This window comes from Luteibacter sp. UNCMF366Tsu5.1, assembly GCF_900119235.1.
In the GTDB taxonomy this organism is placed as follows: domain Bacteria; phylum Pseudomonadota; class Gammaproteobacteria; order Xanthomonadales; family Rhodanobacteraceae; genus Luteibacter; species Luteibacter flocculans.
The window spans coordinates 1,931,426-1,948,069 of sequence record NZ_FPIS01000001.1 but is presented as its reverse complement, the minus strand read 5'-3'; the positions used below and the strand labels follow the sequence as shown (position 1 = coordinate 1,948,069).

The following is a 16,644-nucleotide window of genomic DNA, read 5'->3' as shown; positions in this document are numbered from 1 at the left end:
TGGGAATCAGCCCCCGCCGCTTTCGACGTTGGGGGTTGCAGCCGGCGCTTCGAGTTCGAGGCTACCGGCGACCGGGCGGGCCACACCGTCGGCGAAGCGCGCCCAGATGAGTACGCGGCGGACGCGGCCGAACTCGTCGGCGACCAATTGGCCGGTGGCGCCCGGGAGATAGCTGCCCGGATGCCCGCGCATCCAATCGATGTACGGCACCAGGCCCCAGGCATCCATGCCGAAGGCGAACAGGCGCGCGGTCACGCCCTTGGTCGCAGGCAATGCATCGTTGAGCGAGGCGCGCCGGGGAAGGCCCGGCTGCGCATCGAACAGCCACGGCGCGTCGCAGAACTCCACGCCTTCCAGGTCGCGATCCGCCGTCGGGTCGTCGCCGCCGGAGTAGACGTGCGAGGTGGCGAAGACCGGCAGCGCGTTTTTCGCCAGGCGCAACTGCGGCAGGAGCAGCCGCGCCTGCTGCGGCTTCATGCTGATGAACACGCCGCTGGTAGCGGGGTCCTGATCCGTGGGCTCGGACAACTGCGAGGCGAAGTCGATGCTGTTGGCATCCAGCGTCACCTGGCCTGCGAGCGTGCCGCCACGCGCCTGCCACTCGGCCTTGAAGGCGTTGCCTGCGCGGCGCGCAAAGTCGTCGGTGGAGACGATCACGGTGGCGACGTGCATGCCGCGATCGGCCATGTGGTCGGCGACCTGTGCGCCTTCGGTCTCCGGCAGCAGGCCGAACTCGTTGGCACCGGCAGGCGGCAGGTTGCGGTTGTCGTTCGGGTAGTTCAGCGTGAGCATCGGAGCGGGCAGTGCGCCCTTGGCGAAGATCGCCGACACGCCGTCGCGGTTGAGCGGGCCGACCACGAACCGCGCGCCCTCGGCCACCGCCTTGTCGTAGGCGGCAACGGCGTGCTGGGCATCGTTGCCCGAATCGTAGACGGCTACCTCGGGGCGCGGCGCATCGGTATGTGCCGCGTCGATGTAGTTGGTGAAGAAGCCGTCGCGGATCGCAGCGCCCGCACCGGCGAGCGGGCCGGACAGCGGCAACAGCAGCGCGACCTTGGTCGGCACCTTGTAGCCTTCGCGGACCTTGTCGCCGGTGATGGTGCCGACGGCTTGATCGAGCACGGCCGGCGAGCGGTTCACCGTGCCGAGCTGCGCCTGTGCTTCGGTGACCCACGGCTTGAGCGGATCGTTCGCGGCCAACGCGCCGCCGCGGTCGGCGAGTTGCTGCGCGCCGAGTCCGCTCAGCAGGGTAAGGACTTCCTTGCGGTTTTCCTCGCGATCGATGCCGCGCAACTGGCTATCCAGTTCGACGCGGGTGTATGCCGCGCTCCAGGCGTCGCCCGAGGCGGCCTGTGCGCGGGCGCGCAATTCGGCGAGACGCTGATCGATCTGCGGCGAGACGCGCGTTGCCGGCTTGCCGGTGAGCGAAAGGGCTGTCTTCGCATCGTTGTTCTTCAGCGCGATCTCGGCGCGCAAGGCGTCGAGGCGCAGGGCATCCTCGCCCTCCAGCCGCGAGCGGCGCACCTCTTCGGCGATGGGCGCAGCCCGGTCGAGGGCGCCTTCCTGCCGGTACGCCTCGGCGGCCAGCAGCTTGTAGTAGTCGCGATGGTTGGCGTCCTGCGCAGCGAGCGCCAGATACGCCTGCGCGGCCTGATCGAACTGGCCCTTGGTATAGAGCGCCTGCGCGGCCTGCGTGGCTTCGCCCGAGGGGGCTGCGCTTTGCTGGACGCCGCCCTGGGTGACGCAGCCGGCGAGGGAGGCGGCAAGCAACAGGCCGAGGGTAGTGGCACGGATCGATCGCATCGGTAGTCCTTGGCTGCACGGCGGCGCGCTGACCGCGCCAAAACGACCGGATCATAGCCCATCGCTTCGCGAGGCCGGCGTGAGCCCGGCGTCGCAGCGACCGCCTGTCAGGCGCCGTAAAGCGACTTTCGCGCTGCGCCGGTGATGGCCGCAGCGAGCTTCGCGGCCTTGGCCGGGGGCAGTTCGTCCTTGAGGATCGCGAAGACCCGAAGACCCTCGGCCAGGCGCTCGTCCTCGCTGGCTTCGCGTCCTGCGACCATGACCACGAATTCGCCGCGCTGCTGATTGGGGTCGGCCGCCACCTGGCGGACGAGATCCTCCAGCGAGCCGTCGAGTACGGTCTCGAACATCTTGGTCAGCTCGCGCGCGACGACGGCATCGCGAATGGGTCCGAAGGCGTCGCGCATGTCCTCGAGCGATTCGAGGATGCGATGGGAGGACTCATAGAAGATCAGCGTGCGTGACTCGCCCGCCAGTTCGCCAAGCCGCGAGCGGCGTGCACCGACCTTGGCCGGCAGGAAACCTTCGAAGACGAACCGGTCGCTGGGCAATCCCGCGACCGACAAGGCGGCCACCACCGCGCTCGGCCCCGGCACCGGGCTCACCCGCAGTCCGGCAGCGCGTGCCGCACGAACCAGACGAAAGCCGGGGTCGCTGATCAAGGGGGTGCCGGCATCGGAGACCAGGGCGACGTCGTCGCCCGCGCGGAGGCGCTCGACGAGACCGTCGACGGCGGTGCGCTCGTTGTGGTCGTGCAGCGCGAGCAGGGGCGTGTCGATGCCGAGGTGCTGAAGAAGCGGGCGTGTGTGCCGCGTGTCCTCGGCAGCGATGACCTTGACCCGGCGCAGCGTGTCGATGGCACGCGTGCCGATGTCATCGCGGTGGCCGATGGGCGTGGCGACGACATGGAGCGTGCCGGGGCGGGTCTGGGACATGGGCGGTCCGATAAAGCGAGCCATCCATTCTAGCCAGGTGGGGCGACTCGTGTGGGCTAGCTATACGGGGCCACTCATGTGGGAGCCGCCATGGCGGCGACGGCGATGCACCTTGCCGCTTCAACGCTTCGTAGGCTTCTCGCCGCCATGGCGGCTCCCACAGTTGCTGCAGGCCCTCGCCGCTCTAGCAGCCTCCGCGGGTTATACTCCGCAGTGGAGTCGGCCAGACAGTCGCGATACGCCTTGTGCGCATCGAGGAAAGTCCGGGCTCCATAGGGCAGGGTGCCAGGTAACGCCTGGGCAGCGTGAGCTGACGGCCAGTGCAACAGAGAGCAGACCGCCGATGGCCCCGCAAGGGGATCAGGTAAGGGTGAAAGGGTGCGGTAAGAGCGCACCGCGTGCGGGGCTAACGTCGCACGGCACGGTAAACCCCACCCGGAGCAAGACCAAATAAGGGAACCATGACGCGGCCCGCGTCGTTCCCGGGTAGGTTGCTAGAGCCTGGTGGCGACGCCAGGCCGAGAAGAATGACTGTCACGTCGCAAGACGCACAGAACCCGGCTTACCGGCCGACTCCTTTTCTTCGCAAGGTGCCGCGGCGCCCCCTTCGGGGCGCCGCGGTTTTCTGTGGGAGCCATCTGTGGGAGCCGCCATGGGCGAAAAACCACCGGGGTGAATGTGGGAGCCGCCATGGCGGCGAGAAGCCAACGGAGCCGTTTAGCTACGCGCCACATTCCCCTCGCCGCCGTGGCGGCTCCCACAGTTGTCTTACACAGTTGTCTCACACAGTGGCCTTGGATGAATGGTGGTTCATTCCCGGGCTCACAATGGCCTCTGAAAACGCGAGGTCTTGCGCAAAAAAACCCCGCGAAACAACCACCTCCCGCCAGTTCCTCAGAAATGGCTGGAAATGATGGCCAAGGCGCTCTTTCTCTTTGATTCACAAGAAAAAATTCCTTGACAGTCTCAGGGGGCGAGACTATCGTGGGCCCCAGTGTGAAATCGTGGGATTTGGTGGGGCGACCGACGAAGATGTTTCAAGGCGAGACAGCCATCACAGTCGACGACAAAGGTCGTCTGACGATTCCGACGTCGTATCGGGATCTGGTGGTGGACGCCTGCGCGAACCGTCTGGTCGTCACTTACAACCCCTTCGAGACCGGGTGCCTCTGGATCTTTCCGTACGCGGAGTGGGAACAGGTACGCGACCAGGTCAACGCGCTGCCCAGCGTCAAGGCCGTCCACCGAGCGTTGCAGATGAAGCTGGTGGGTGCCGCGGCCATCGTCGAACCCGACGGAGCCTCGCGCATCCTCCTCCCTTCGAGCCAGCGTGCAGCGGCCGGGATAGAGAAGAAAGCGATCCTGCTGGGCATGGGCAACAAGTTCGAGCTTTGGAGCGAACAGGCCCACCTCGCGAAGATCCGCCAGACGATCGGCGAGGACGAGATCAGCGACGACATGGCGGATCTGCGGTTGTGATGACGAACTAATTCGAGGTTTTTGGTGGAACGGGAGCGGGATGTGGCGACGGCGGGGCGCGATGTACACATCCCTGTGATGCTCGACGAAGTGTTGGAGGGCCTCGCCTTGCGCGAGAACGGGCGTTACCTGGATGGCACTTTCGGTCGCGGCGGTCACGCCCGGGCGATTCTTGCGCGTCTGTCCAGCGAAGGTCGTCTGTTCCTCATGGACCGCGATCCCACGGCCATCGCCGTGGCCGAAGCAGGCCTCGCTACCGATCCGCGCGTGTCCCTGCGTCACGACAACTTCGCCACCATGGGCGAGTGGTCGGCGCTCGAGGGCGGGCTCGACGGCATCCTTCTCGATCTTGGCGTGTCGTCCCCGCAGCTCGACGACGCCAGCCGCGGTTTCAGCTTCATGGCCGATGCGCCGCTCGACATGCGCATGGACACCACGCGCGGCATCAGCGCTGCCGATTTCCTCGCGGAAGCCGACGAGGCCGAGATTGCCGACGTGCTCTGGACCTTTGGCGAAGAGCGTTTCAGCCGCCGCATTGCGAAGGCGATCGTGGAGCGTCGCGCCACCGCGCCGATTACCCGCACTGGCGAGCTGGCCGAACTCGTCGCGCGCTGCGTCGGTCGCCGCGAACCCGGCAAGAACCCCGCGACGCGCACCTTCCAGGGTCTGCGCATTCGCGTGAACGCAGAGCTGGAATCGGTGGAGCGCGGCCTCGACGCCGCGCTGGATTTGCTGAAGGTCGGCGGCCGCCTGGCCGTCATCAGCTTCCACTCGCTCGAAGACCGCACGGTGAAGCAGTTCATCCGCGGCCACGAAGGGCGCGTGCAGGGCAGCCGTCGTGCGCCGCCTGCCGAAGCGAAGACCGCGCGGTTGAAGCCCATTGGCAAGGCGATCTTCCCCTCCGACGCCGAAGTGGCCGCGAACCCGCGTTCGCGCTCCGCCGTGCTGCGCATCGCGGAGAAACTCGCATGAAGGCCTTCGGCGCGTTCTGCCTCTCGATCCTGCTGCTGGCCGTTATCGCCAGCGCGATCGGTGTGGTCTGGACGCGCCACGAAAGCCGCAAGCTCTTCATGGAGCTTTCGGCCCTGCAGCGCGCCAAGGACGACCTGGGCGTGGAATACGGGCGTCTTGAGTTGGAACAGGCGACGTACGCCGAACCCAGCCGCATCGACGCCGACGCCCGCGGCAAGCTCGGCATGTTTACGCCGAAGCCGCAGGACATCCAGCTGGTGCGTCGATGAAGGCCCGCTACGGCAAGCCTGTCGTGCCCAGCCGCCGCCGCGGTCAGGGCCCCAGCCCGCGCAAGCGCATGACCGTCGTGGTGGCGCTGCTGTGCGTGGCCGCGTCGGGTCTGGTGGTGCGCGCGTTCGATCTGCAGGTGGTGCGCAAGCAGTTCTACCAGGACCAGGGCGACGCGCGCTTCCTGCGCGAGATGCCCATCGCCGTGTCGCGCGGCACGATCTTCGATCGCAACGGCGAACCGCTTGCGGTGTCCACGCCGGTGGCATCGATCTGGGCGAATCCGCCGGAAGTGCTCGAGAACGCGGACCGCATTCCGGAACTCGCGAAGGCGCTGAACGTCGATGCCGACGACCTGAAGCAGAAGATCGCGCAGCGCGCCGACAAGGAATTCATGTACATCGCGCGCCAGCTGCGTCCTGAGGACGCGCAGGCCATCGTGGACCTCAAGATTCCCGGCATTGCCTCGCAGCGCGAATACCGCCGCTACTACCCGTCGGGTGCAGTCAACAGCCACATCCTTGGCTTCACCAACATCGACGACCACGGTCAGGAAGGCCTTGAGCTGGCGTTCGACAGTTGGCTGGCCGGCAAGCCGGGTGCCAAGCGCGTGATCCGCGACCGCATGGGCCACGCCGTGGAAGACGTGGATCTCGTGCGCGAGCCGAAGCCGGGCCGCGACCTCACGCTGTCGATCGACCGCCGCATCCAGTACCTCGCGTACAGCGCGCTCAAGGACACGCTCGAAAAGAACAAGGCGGAGTCCGGGTCCATCGTGGTACTGGACGTCCATACGGGCGAAGTGCTCGGCATGGCGAACCTGCCTTCTTTCAACCCGAATGCCGTGCGTGGCAGCACGCCGTCCGAGCGCCGCAACCGCGCGGTGACCGACGTGGTCGAGCCGGGTTCGACCATGAAGGCGTTCACCATGGCCGCCGCGTTGAGCAGTGGCAAGTACACGCCCACCTCGCCGCTGATCGAGACTTCGCCGGGCACCTGGATGATGGGCGGCCACCCCGTGCGTGACACGCACAACTGGGGCACGCTTACGCCGACCGGCGTCATCACCAAGTCGTCCAACGTCGGCGCGGCGAAGATCGCGATGACGCTGGACACCGACTTCCTCTACGGCGTGTACAAGTCGTTCGGCCTGGGCAACAGCACGGGCAGCGGCTTTCCTGGCGAAGCCGCGGGTTATCTCCCGGTCGGGCGCACCTGGAAGCCGATCGAAAAGTCGCGCCTGGCCTATGGCTACAACCTCAACGTGACACCGTTGCAGTTGGCGACGGGCTACGCGGCCATCGCCAACGGCGGTGCGCTGCGCTCTCCCAGCTTCATCAAGGGCATGGACAATCCGCCCGAGCAGGTCGTGACGCCCGATGTCGCGCATGAACTGGTGCGCATGCTGGAAACCGTGGTGGCGCCCGGCGGCACGGGCTACGGCTTCGCTTCCGTGCCGAACTACAGCGTGGCCGGCAAGACCGGTACCTCGCACAAGAATTCCGTGGGCGGCTATTACTCGAACAACTACATCTCGCTGTTCGTGGGCATGATTCCCGCGAGCGCGCCGCGTCTCGTCACGGTGGTGGTCATCAACGATCCGAAGGGCGGCCGCTACTACGGCGGTTCGGTGGCCGGTCCCGCGTTCGCCCAGGTGATGGAAGGCGCGGTGCGCCTGCTCGACATCCCGCCCGACAACGTCGGTCGCTGGTATGCGGGCGGTCCCAGCCAGGGTGGCTTGATCGGTACGAGCAATGCGCCGTCGCCACAACAGGACGACAGCGCCGCCGAGGAGGTGGTCCCGTGACCATGCGCCTCGCCGACCTGCTCGACGGCTTCGCCGACGCCTCCGGTGCCGGCGAACTCGACGTTTCGGGACTTGCGATCGATTCGCGCGAGATCGAACCGGGCAACGCGTTCGTCGCGCTTCGCGGTACCAAGGACCACGGCATCGCATTCGCCGCGAAGGCGGTGGAGCGGGGCGCCGTCGTGGTGCTGGCCGAGCCGCCCTACGATGCGCCTGAACTCGGTGTGCCGGTCGTGGCGGTCGAGAAGCTGCGCGAGAAGACGGGCGCCATCGCCGCTCGCTTCTTCGGCGAGCCGTCCGCTGCCCTGAAGGTGATCGGCGTTACCGGCACGAACGGCAAGACGTCCACGGTGCAGTTGCTGGCGCAGGCGTTGGCCTTTCTCGGCCGCAAGCCGGCCACCGTGGGTACGCTCGGTGCAGGCTTGCACGGCGCCATCGCCGAAGGCGAGCGCACCACGCCGGATGCGATCCGCATCCAGGCGTTGCTTGGCAGCTTCCGCGAGGCGGGTGCCACGCACGTAGCGATGGAAGTGTCGTCGCACGCCCTGGAGCAGGGGCGCGTCAACGCCATCGCGTTCGACGTCGCCGTGTTCACCAATCTCACGCGCGATCACCTCGACTACCACGGCACGATGGAAGCGTACGGTGCGGCGAAGGCCAAGCTGTTCGCCTTCGACGGGCTGCGCGCCGCGGTGATCAACATTGACGATCCGTTCGGCGCGAAGCTGGCCAAGGGTCTGCCCGAAGGTATCGCGAAGCTGCGCACCTCGATGGCGACCGACAGCACGGATAAGGATGCCGAGATCCGCGCGGACATCATCGTCACCTCCGCCAAGGGCTTGTCGTTCAACCTGGTGACCCCGTGGGGCGCGCGTACCGTGCGCAGCGCGCTGCTGGGTCGCTTCAACGTTGCCAACCTGCTGGCGGTGGCGGCGGTACTCGGTGCGCTGGATGAGCCGTTCGAGCGCATCCACGCCGCGCTGGAAGCCTTGCAGCCGGTGAACGGTCGCATGAGCCGCCTCGGCGGTGATGGCCGCAAGCCGCTCGTGGTGGTGGATTACTCGCACACGCCGGACTCCTTGAAGCAGGCGCTGCTCGCGCTGCGCTCCCATACGAAGGGCCGGCTGTTCTGCGTCTTCGGTGCGGGTGGCGATCGCGATCAGGGCAAGCGCCCGATCATGGCCGGTATTGCCGAACGCCTTGCCGACGTCGTCATCGTCACCGACGACAATCCGCGGACGGAGGACGGCGACGCGATTGTCGCCCAGATCGTTGCGGGTTTTGCTCATCCCGAAATCGTGATCGTCGAGCGCGACCGCGCACAGGCGATCGCACTCGCGCTTGCCGATGCGAAGGCCGACGACGTCGTGCTGATTGCCGGCAAGGGCCATGAAACCTATCAGGAAGGTCCGGAGGGCAAGCGTCCCTTCGACGACCTCGCCGTCGCCCGTGAGGCGATGGAATCCAGCAAGAAAGGAGTCCGCGCATGATGCGCCTGTCCGCCGTCGCCCTCTGGACCCGTGGCCGCCTGCAAGGCGCCGATGCCGAGGTGAACGGTTTTTCCATCGATACCCGCACGTTGAAGCCGGGCGACCTCTACGTGGCGTTGCCGGGCGAGCGCGTCGATGGGCATGACTTCGTCGCCGCCGCCGCCGAACGCGGCGCCGTCGCGGCATTGGTCACGCGTCCGGTCGACGCGTCGATCCCGCAGGTGATCGTCGACGATACGCAGGCGGCGCTCGGCGACCTCGCGAGCGCTGTGCGTGCGCAGCGCAATGTGCGCGTTGTCGGTATCACCGGTTCGAACGGCAAGACCACGGTCAAGACGCTTACTGCGTCCATCCTGTCGCGGCACGGCCGCACGCACGTCAATGCCGGTAACTACAACAACGAGATCGGCATGCCGCTCACGCTGCTGGCCATGCCCGAGGACACGGAATACGCCGTACTCGAAATGGGCGCGGGCAAGCCGGGCGACATCGACTACCTCGCTGCCATCGCACGGCCCGATATCGGCCTGATCACCTCCATCGCGCCCGCGCATCTTGAGCGCATGGGCACGATCGAAGGCGTCGCCGAAACCAAGGGCGCGCTTTACCGTGCGCTGCCGGCGGACGGTGTGGCGATCATCAATGCGGACGACGAACGTTTCTCCGGCTTCTTCGCGAACCTCGCGGGCTCGCACACGATCCTGCGATACGGCCTCGAGCACCGCGCGGACATTGGCGCGGACATCGTCGAAGAGCGCATCGACGGCACGCATTTCATTCTTTCCACGCCGCATGGCGACGGCGACGTCCGCCTGCCGCTGCCGGGCCGCCACAACGTCGCAAACGCGCTTGCTGCCGCGGCCATCGCCACGGCGCTTGGCGTGCCGGTGGAACGGATCGTGGAAGGTCTCGAGCAGGCGCCGCACGTGTCCGGTCGGCTGAACCTCGAGCCGATGCGCGGTGGATGGACGCTGATCGACGACAGCTACAACGCCAACCCAGGCTCGGCCGCGGCGGCGATCGACACGCTGGCGCTGGCGCGCGGCGAGCGCTGGCTGATCCTCGGCGACATGGCAGAACTCGGCCCGGAGGCCATCAAGTTGCACGCGAGCATCGGTCGCCTGGCGCATGAGCGCGGTATCGAGCGTCTACTCGCCACGGGAACGAAGAGCGCGGCGGCGGTGGAGGCCTTCGGCCCGGGCGCGCAGCACTTCGTCACCCAGGAAGAACTCATCGAAGCCGCCTGCACGCAGATCCACGAAGGGGTGACCTGCCTGGTGAAGGGCTCGCGCTCGTCGGGCATGGAGCGCGTAGCGAACGCCATGAAGAAGTACGCAGAAGGAGCCTCCCATGCTGCTTGAACTTGCGGAATGGATGGCTCGGCACTTCACGTCGCTGCACCTGTTCCAGTACATCACCTTCCGCGCGATCATGGCGGCGCTCACGGCGTTGTCCGTCTCGCTGCTGCTCGGTCCCATGCTGATCCGCAAGTTGGCCGCGCTGAAGGCTGGGCAGGTCGTGCGCAGTGACGGTCCGCAGACGCACCTGTCCAAGGCCGGCACGCCGACCATGGGCGGATTGCTCATCCTCTTTGCCGTAGGCATCGCCACGCTGCTGTGGGCCGACCTGGGTAGCCGCTACGTGTGGGTCGTGTTGCTGGTGACCCTGCTGTTCGGCGTGATCGGGTTCTACGACGACTACCGCAAGCTGGTGCTCAAGGACAGCCGCGGTCTCGCCAGCCGCTGGAAGTATTTCTGGCAGTCGGTGTTCGGTCTCGGTGCCGCGGTGTTCCTCTACCAGACCCACCAGTTGCCGGCAGAGATCGCGCTGTACGTGCCGCTGTTCAAGCAGGTCGCCATTCCGTTGGGCGTGTTCTTCGTCGTGGTGGGGTACTTCATCATCGTGGGCTTCTCCAACGCGGTGAATCTCACCGACGGTCTGGATGGCCTCGCGATCATGCCGAGCGTGCTGGTCTCCGGCGCGCTGGGCATCTTTGCCTACCTCGCCGGCAACAAGGTGTTCTCTGAATACCTCGGCATCCCGTCGATTCCCGGCGCGGGCGAACTGGCGATCTTCTGCAGCGCTCTCGCGGGCGCAGGTCTCGGCTTCCTCTGGTTCAACACCTATCCCGCGCAGGTCTTCATGGGCGACGTCGGTGCGCTCGCGATCGGTGCGGCACTCGGTTGCGTGGCGTTGATCGTGCGCCAGGAAATCGTGCTGCTGGTGATGGGCGGCGTGTTCGTGCTGGAAACCGCGTCGGTAATGCTCCAGGTGGGCAGCTTCAAACTGCGCGGGAAACGAATCTTCCGCATGGCGCCCATCCACCATCACTTTGAATTGAAGGGTTGGCCCGAGCCGCGGGTGATCGTGCGTTTCTGGATCATCAGTGTCGTGCTGGTGCTTATCGGTCTTGCTACGTTGAAGGTGCGTTGAGGACGATGTTCGGTCTCGGCAACAAGCAGGCGAAACGCCGTCAGGGCCCGCGGGGGAGCTTCGATCTCCCGCTGCTCGTGGCTGCGCTCGCGTTGGCGGCCCTGGGTATCGTGATGGTCGCATCCAGTTCGATCGCCGTGGCCGACGGCTCGAACCAGGGCGCCTTCTACTATCTCAAGCGCCACCTCGTGTTCATCGCGATCGGCGCGTGTCTCGCGGGCGCCGCGATGCGCACCGAACTGAAGACGCTCGAGAAACACAGCTTCCTGCTGTTGCTGCTCGGCATCATCATGCTGCTGATGGTGTTCCTGCCCGTGTTCGGCATGCGTATCAATGGCGCGCGCCGTTGGGTGAACCTGCTGGTGATCGGTTTCCAGCCGGTGGAGGCCGTGAAGCTCATTCTCGTGGCGTACCTGGCGAGCTACCTCGTGCGCCATCGCGAGGGCGTGGAGTACGAACTGTTCGGCGTCGTGAAGCCCGTGGGTGTCGCGGGTTTCATCGTGCTGTTGCTGCTTGCGCAGCCCGACTTCGGTTCGGCAGCGCTGGTGGTGGCGACCACGGTCGGCATGGTCTGGCTTGCGGGCGCACGCATGCGCAACCTGCTGGTGCTCGGTACACCGCTGGTGCCTGCGCTGATCTACGCCGCGACCGCAGAGGATTACCGCATCAAGCGCCTGACCTCGTTCCTCGATCCGTGGAAGGACCCGTTCAACGACGGCTTCCAGTTGACCCAGGCGCTGATCGCCGTGGGTCGCGGCGAGTGGACGGGCGTGGGCCTGGGTTCCAGCGTGCAGAAGCTGTCCTACCTGCCCGAAGCGCACACCGACTTCATCCTCGCGGTACTCGCGGAGGAACTCGGCCTGGCCGGTATCGCGCTGGTCATCTTCCTCTATGTCGTGCTGGTCGGACGCGGCCTTTATCTGGGATTGAAGGGCGTCGAACTCGGACACCGCTTCTCCGGGTACGTGGCCTACGGCATCTCGCTGATGATCGGTTTCCAGGCCATGGTGTCGATCGGCGTCAATCTCGGCGTCCTGCCCACCAAGGGCCTCACGCTGCCGCTCATCAGCTCCGGCGGTTCGTCGGTGTTGATGACCTGCGCCATGGTCGGCGTGCTGCTGCGCGCCACTTTCGAGATCAACCGCGCGGAAGACGCGCGGCAGACAGCGGTACGCCTGCCGGCCAACGCCGTGCCGGATTCGGCCGCTCCGCTCGGAGGCATGGCATGAGCGCGCCCGTGCTGATCATGGCTGGCGGGACCGGCGGTCACATCTTTCCTGGCCTCGCCGTGGCCGACGAACTGCGCTCGCGCGGCGTGCCGGTAAGCTGGCTTGGCGCAGAGGGCGGCATGGAAACCCGCGTCGTGCCGGCCCATGGTCTCGAGTTGCATACCGTGGCCGTCGGCGGCCTGCGCGGCAAGGGCGTGAAGACCCGGTTGCTCGCGCCGCTGATGCTGGCTCGCGCACTGTTCGAATCGCTGACGCTGCTGCGTCGCCTGCGTCCCCGTTGCGTGCTCTCCATGGGCGGTTACGTGGCCGGACCAGCCGGCGTGGCCGCACGCTTGGCGGGCATCCCGCTCGTGGTGCACGAGCAGAACGCCATTGCCGGTTTCACCAATCGCAAGCTCGCCACGTTCGCCCGCAAGGTGCTCACCGGTTTTCCGAACGTGCTGCCGAAGGGCGAGTGGGTCGGCAATCCGGTACGTGCGCGCATTGCCCAGTTGCCGCCCCCGGCGCAGCGTTTCGCAGATCGCAACGGCCGGCCGCGCTTGCTCGTGCTCGGTGGCAGCCTCGGTGCGCGCACGCTCAATCTTGCGGTGCCGCGCGCGCTCGGACGTCTGGCCGCCGCAGGCGCCACGATGCCCGAGGTCGTTCACCAGACCGGCGAACGCGGTCTGCAGGATGCTCTGGACGCGTATACCGCGGCGGGTGTTGCAGCAAACGTGGTGCCTTTCATCGAAGACATGGCTGGTGCCTACGCCTGGACCGACGTCGTCGTCTGCCGTGCCGGTGCGCTGACCGTCGCCGAGCTGTGCGCGGCCGGCCTCGAAGCGCTGCTCGTGCCATTCCCGCATGCGGTGGACGATCACCAGACCGCCAACGCTCGCGCCATGGTGGATGCGGGCGGCGCCCGGCTCGTTGCCGATGCCACGTTGGCCACTCCCGATTCGCCGGATCTGCTCGCGAAGATGCTCGACGACCTGTTGGGCGACCGCGCGCGGATCCTTTCCGCCGCCAACGCGTCCCGCACGCTGGCCAAGCCCGACGCCGCAGCAACGATTGCCCGTCACTGCATGGAGGTTTCCGCATGACGCCCGGTCGTTTGCGCGCCCACGAAGATTTCATGACCTCGTTCCGCCGTGTCCATTTCATCGGCGTGGGCGGCGTCGGCATGAGCGGCATCGCCGAGGTGCTCAGCAACCTCGGCTATAGCGTGTCCGGTTCCGACCGTGCGCCGTCGCCCACGACCGAGCGCCTCGCCACACTCGGCGTGGATGTACACATCGGTCACGTCGCTGCCAACGTGGACGGTGCCGACGTCATCGTGACGTCCAGCGCCATCCGCCAGGACAACCCCGAACTAGTCGCCGCACGCGCCGCGCGCATCCCCGTGGTGCCGCGCGCGGAGATGCTCGGCGAGCTGATGCGCTTCCGTCGCGGCATCGCCATCGCCGGTACGCATGGCAAGACCACCACCACGAGCCTCGTGGCGAGTGTGCTCGCTGAGGCCGACTACGATCCGACCTTCGTCATCGGCGGTCAGTTGAACGCCGCCGGTGCGAATGCGCGCCTCGGCACGGGTCAGTACCTGGTCGCCGAAGCGGACGAATCGGACGGCTCGTTCCTCATGCTGTCCCCCGTGATCGCGGTGGTCACCAACATCGATGCCGATCACCTCGAGAATTACAACGGCGACTTCGCGCAGGTGAAGAAGGCCTTTGCCGACTTCCTTCACCGCCTGCCGTTCTACGGTCTTGCGGTGCTCTGCATCGACGACGAAGAGACGGCCAAGCTGGCCCAGGACACGTCGCGACGCATGCTCACCTACGGCATCGACAAGGCCGGCGCGGACGTTACCGCCAGCAATGTCCGCCAGGTCGGCTTCGAGATGCATTTCGACCTGCATCTGCCTGGCATGGCAGGCACGTTGCCGGTGACCCTGAACCTGCCGGGTCGTCACAACGTGCAGAACGCGCTCGCCGCCGCCGCCGTCGGCTGGCAGCTTGGCGTGGATGCCGAAGCCATTGCGCATGCGCTCGCACGCTTCGAAGGTGTAGGCCGTCGGTTCCATCGTCGCGGCGAGATCGCGCTCGATCAGGGCACCGCGTTGCTCGTGGACGACTACGGCCACCATCCTCGCGAACTGGCTGCCGTGTTCGCCGCCGCGCGCGGCGGTTGGCCGGAGCGTCGCCTGGTCGTCGCCTTCCAGCCGCACCGCTACAGCCGCACGCGCGATCTGCTCGACGATTTCGCCAACGTGCTTGCCGACGTGGACGTGCTGGTGCTCACCGAGGTCTATCCGGCGGGCGAGGCGCCGATTCCCGGTGCCGACGGCAAGGCCCTCGCGCGCGCCATTCGCGCACGCGGCAAGACCGATCCGGTGCTGGTCGAACATCCGCGCGACCTGCGCGACACGCTGTCCGCCCTGGCGCGCGACGGCGACCTGATTCTTCTGCTCGGCGCCGGCGACATCGGCGCAGCCGCCGTCGACCTGGCGAGTGCCGGGCACCTGAGGACCGTTAAGTAATGAACACCAACCGCTTCCCCCGCACCGTGACCGACGCCGCCGAATTCGGCCGCGTCGCCGTGGTGATGGGCGGGCAATCCGCCGAACGCGAGGTCTCGCTGAACTCCGGCCGCGGCGTGTTGGATGCGCTGCGCGCCAGCGGCGTCGATGCACATGCGATCGACGGCATTCCGGCGTTGCTGGACGCCGTGCGGGCGGGACACTTCGCACGTGTGTTCAACATCCTGCATGGCGCAGGCGGCGAGAACGGCGAGCTGCAAGGCGCGCTGCAGTCGCTGGGCATTCCCTATACCGGCTCCGGCGTGCTGGGCTCGGCGCTCTCGCTCGACAAGGTCCGCGCGAAGCAGGTGTGGATCGCGCTCGGCCTGCCGACGCCAAAGTTCAAGGCGCTGCCACGCGGTGCCGATGTGCACGCGGCTGCAAGCGAGATCGGCTTCCCGCTGATCGTGAAACCCGCCTGGGAAGGCTCCAGCGTCGGCGTGACGCGCGTGTTCGACGAAAAAGACCTGGACGAAGCGGTCGCGCTGGCACGGCGGTATCCGGGCGACCTGCTGATGGAAACGCTCATCGAAGGCGACGCCAACGAAGGTGGCGAATACACCGTCGGCATTCTCGGTCGCGAGGTGCTGCCCACGATCAAGATCGTGCCGAACGCGGCCTATTACGACTACAACGCCAAGTACGTGGCCGAAGACACGCAGTACCTCATTCCCGGTCTCTCGGGTACCGCGGAGGACGACATGCGCGCGTTGGCGCTGCGCGCCTTCGACGCGCTCGATTGCGCAGGCTGGGGCCGCGTGGACGTGATGCGTGACCGCCACGGCAAGAACTGGCTGCTCGAAGTGAACACAGCGCCCGGCATGACATCGCACTCGCTCGTGCCAAAGGCCGCCGCCGCCGCGGGTCTTAACTATCAGGATCTGTGCTGGCGCATCCTCGAAACCTCGATGCGGCGGGAGGGCGCGAAGGCATGAAGGGAGCCGCCGCCACGCGGATCGTTGCCTGGGGCATCGCCATTACCTTGGTGGTGTTGCCCGTGGTCGGCGTGATGCAGGGCTGGTTCGCCGCGGGCCGTTGGCCGGTGACGCAGCTCAAGGTCGAAGCGGAGTTCGCGCACGTCAGCGCCGAACAGATCCGCAGCGCCGTGCTGCCGAGCCTGGGTAAGGGTTTCTTTGCCACCGACCTGGAAGACGTGCGCCATGCGATCGGTTCGCTGCCGTGGGTGGAGTCGGTGGAAGTGCGCAAGCGCTGGCCCGACACGCTGCTGGTGCGCATCTACGAACGGCAGCCCTTTGCGCGTTGGAACGAGAATCGCCTCATCAGCCGCCAGGGCCTCGTGTTCGACGCGCCCGGTGCCGACCAGATGGGCGACCTGCCGCGGTTGAGCGGGCCCGACTCGCGACTGGCCGAGGTAGTGAGCTTCTATGCGCAGGCCCGCAAGGCCTTCGAGGGCAGGGCGCAGTTGTCGATCGTCGGCGTGTCGCTGAGCGAGCGCGGCAGTTGGAGCGTCACCACCGACAGCGGCGCGCAGATCGTCATCGGCGACCGCGATCAGGCCGATCGCCGGCTGGCCCGATTCCTCGACGTCTACCCGCAACTCGTTGCCGGTCGGCACGGCGGCTTCGCCTATGCCGATCTTCGCTACACCAACGGATTCGCCATCCGGTGGCCGGATACCGCAACCACGGCCACACCCAAGGTCGGAAGCTGA

General features: G+C 66.8%; 14 protein-coding genes and 1 other RNA gene. 13 read left to right on the top strand and 2 right to left on the bottom strand.

Annotated elements, in window-relative coordinates; all coding sequences use genetic code 11:
• Positions 1-6: 6 nt before the first annotated feature.
• A complete protein-coding gene (locus BT115_RS08710) occupies positions 7-1,803 on the bottom strand; it encodes a penicillin-binding protein activator (protein ID WP_072322051.1) in 1,797 nt (598 codons plus the stop codon).
• A 107-nt stretch (positions 1,804-1,910) separates the two neighbouring features.
• Positions 1,911-2,738 carry a 16S rRNA (cytidine(1402)-2'-O)-methyltransferase gene (rsmI, locus tag BT115_RS08705; protein WP_072322050.1) on the bottom strand — a complete coding sequence of 276 codons (828 nt, stop codon included), beginning with the start codon at positions 2,736-2,738 and terminating at the stop codon, positions 1,911-1,913.
• Positions 2,739-2,953: 215 nt separating this feature from the next.
• Here rsmI and rnpB point away from each other — a divergent pair.
• The 13 genes from rnpB (at position 2,954) to BT115_RS08640 (ending at position 16,644) form a co-directional block, all read left to right on the top strand.
• Positions 2,954-3,319: RNase P RNA component class A (rnpB, locus tag BT115_RS08700), an RNA gene on the top strand.
• A gap of 451 nt (positions 3,320-3,770) precedes the next feature.
• On the top strand, positions 3,771-4,217 hold the full coding sequence (gene mraZ / locus BT115_RS08695; protein ID WP_072322049.1) for a division/cell wall cluster transcriptional repressor MraZ: 447 nt from the start codon (positions 3,771-3,773) through the stop codon (positions 4,215-4,217).
• Positions 4,218-4,259: 42 nt separating this feature from the next.
• Positions 4,260-5,189 carry a 16S rRNA (cytosine(1402)-N(4))-methyltransferase RsmH gene (rsmH, locus tag BT115_RS08690; protein ID WP_255369395.1) on the top strand — a complete coding sequence of 310 codons (930 nt, stop codon included), beginning with the start codon at positions 4,260-4,262 and terminating at the stop codon, positions 5,187-5,189.
• Positions 5,186-5,458: a cell division protein FtsL gene (ftsL, locus tag BT115_RS08685; RefSeq protein ID WP_072322047.1), complete on the top strand. Its 273-nt coding sequence runs from the start codon at positions 5,186-5,188 to the stop codon at positions 5,456-5,458. Before rsmH ends, ftsL begins: the two co-directional genes overlap by 4 nt.
• A complete protein-coding gene (locus BT115_RS08680) occupies positions 5,455-7,263 on the top strand; it encodes a peptidoglycan D,D-transpeptidase FtsI family protein (RefSeq protein ID WP_072322046.1) in 1,809 nt (602 codons plus the stop codon). The genes ftsL and BT115_RS08680 overlap by 4 nt, the downstream gene beginning before the upstream one ends.
• A gap of 2 nt (positions 7,264-7,265) precedes the next feature.
• Positions 7,266-8,753 (top strand): UDP-N-acetylmuramoyl-L-alanyl-D-glutamate--2,6-diaminopimelate ligase, encoded by a 1,488-nt coding sequence (locus tag BT115_RS08675; protein ID WP_072322045.1) that lies wholly within the window; start codon positions 7,266-7,268, stop codon positions 8,751-8,753.
• On the top strand, positions 8,750-10,114 hold the full coding sequence (gene murF / locus BT115_RS08670) for a UDP-N-acetylmuramoyl-tripeptide--D-alanyl-D-alanine ligase (protein ID WP_072322044.1): 1,365 nt from the start codon (positions 8,750-8,752) through the stop codon (positions 10,112-10,114). The genes BT115_RS08675 and murF overlap by 4 nt, the downstream gene beginning before the upstream one ends.
• Positions 10,104-11,186: a phospho-N-acetylmuramoyl-pentapeptide-transferase gene (gene mraY, locus BT115_RS08665; protein WP_072322043.1), complete on the top strand. Its 1,083-nt coding sequence runs from the start codon at positions 10,104-10,106 to the stop codon at positions 11,184-11,186. Before murF ends, mraY begins: the two co-directional genes overlap by 11 nt.
• Before the next feature lie 5 nt (positions 11,187-11,191).
• Positions 11,192-12,415, top strand: coding sequence for a putative lipid II flippase FtsW (gene ftsW / locus BT115_RS08660; protein ID WP_072322042.1), 1,224 nt, complete (start codon positions 11,192-11,194; stop codon positions 12,413-12,415).
• Positions 12,412-13,497, top strand: coding sequence for an undecaprenyldiphospho-muramoylpentapeptide beta-N-acetylglucosaminyltransferase (gene murG, locus BT115_RS08655; protein ID WP_072322041.1), 1,086 nt, complete (start codon positions 12,412-12,414; stop codon positions 13,495-13,497). Before ftsW ends, murG begins: the two co-directional genes overlap by 4 nt.
• Positions 13,494-14,933, top strand: coding sequence for a UDP-N-acetylmuramate--L-alanine ligase (gene murC, locus BT115_RS08650; RefSeq protein ID WP_072322040.1), 1,440 nt, complete (start codon positions 13,494-13,496; stop codon positions 14,931-14,933). The genes murG and murC overlap by 4 nt, the downstream gene beginning before the upstream one ends.
• On the top strand, positions 14,933-15,907 hold the full coding sequence (locus BT115_RS08645; RefSeq protein WP_072322039.1) for a D-alanine--D-alanine ligase: 975 nt from the start codon (positions 14,933-14,935) through the stop codon (positions 15,905-15,907). The genes murC and BT115_RS08645 overlap by 1 nt, the downstream gene beginning before the upstream one ends.
• Positions 15,904-16,644: a cell division protein FtsQ/DivIB gene (locus BT115_RS08640; protein WP_072322038.1), complete on the top strand. Its 741-nt coding sequence runs from the start codon at positions 15,904-15,906 to the stop codon at positions 16,642-16,644. The genes BT115_RS08645 and BT115_RS08640 overlap by 4 nt, the downstream gene beginning before the upstream one ends.

Excerpts from the sequence above, each read along its gene's own strand:
- murG (WP_072322041.1), top strand. The coding sequence starts at position 12,412 with ATGAGCGCGCCCGTGCTGATCATGGCTGGCGGGACCGGCGGTCACATC.
- BT115_RS08710 (WP_072322051.1), bottom strand. The coding sequence starts at position 1,803 with ATGCGATCGATCCGTGCCACTACCCTCGGCCTGTTGCTTGCCGCCTCC.
- murF (WP_072322044.1), top strand. The coding sequence starts at position 8,750 with ATGATGCGCCTGTCCGCCGTCGCCCTCTGGACCCGTGGCCGCCTGCAA.
- rsmI (WP_072322050.1), bottom strand. The coding sequence starts at position 2,738 with ATGTCCCAGACCCGCCCCGGCACGCTCCATGTCGTCGCCACGCCCATC.
- mraZ (WP_072322049.1), top strand. The coding sequence starts at position 3,771 with ATGTTTCAAGGCGAGACAGCCATCACAGTCGACGACAAAGGTCGTCTG.
- murC (WP_072322040.1), top strand. The coding sequence starts at position 13,494 with ATGACGCCCGGTCGTTTGCGCGCCCACGAAGATTTCATGACCTCGTTC.
- ftsW (WP_072322042.1), top strand. The coding sequence starts at position 11,192 with ATGTTCGGTCTCGGCAACAAGCAGGCGAAACGCCGTCAGGGCCCGCGG.
- BT115_RS08675 (WP_072322045.1), top strand. The coding sequence starts at position 7,266 with ATGCGCCTCGCCGACCTGCTCGACGGCTTCGCCGACGCCTCCGGTGCC.
- ftsL (WP_072322047.1), top strand. The coding sequence starts at position 5,186 with ATGAAGGCCTTCGGCGCGTTCTGCCTCTCGATCCTGCTGCTGGCCGTT.
- BT115_RS08645 (WP_072322039.1), top strand. The coding sequence starts at position 14,933 with ATGAACACCAACCGCTTCCCCCGCACCGTGACCGACGCCGCCGAATTC.
- BT115_RS08640 (WP_072322038.1), top strand. The coding sequence starts at position 15,904 with ATGAAGGGAGCCGCCGCCACGCGGATCGTTGCCTGGGGCATCGCCATT.
- BT115_RS08680 (WP_072322046.1), top strand. The coding sequence starts at position 5,455 with ATGAAGGCCCGCTACGGCAAGCCTGTCGTGCCCAGCCGCCGCCGCGGT.
- mraY (WP_072322043.1), top strand. The coding sequence starts at position 10,104 with ATGCTGCTTGAACTTGCGGAATGGATGGCTCGGCACTTCACGTCGCTG.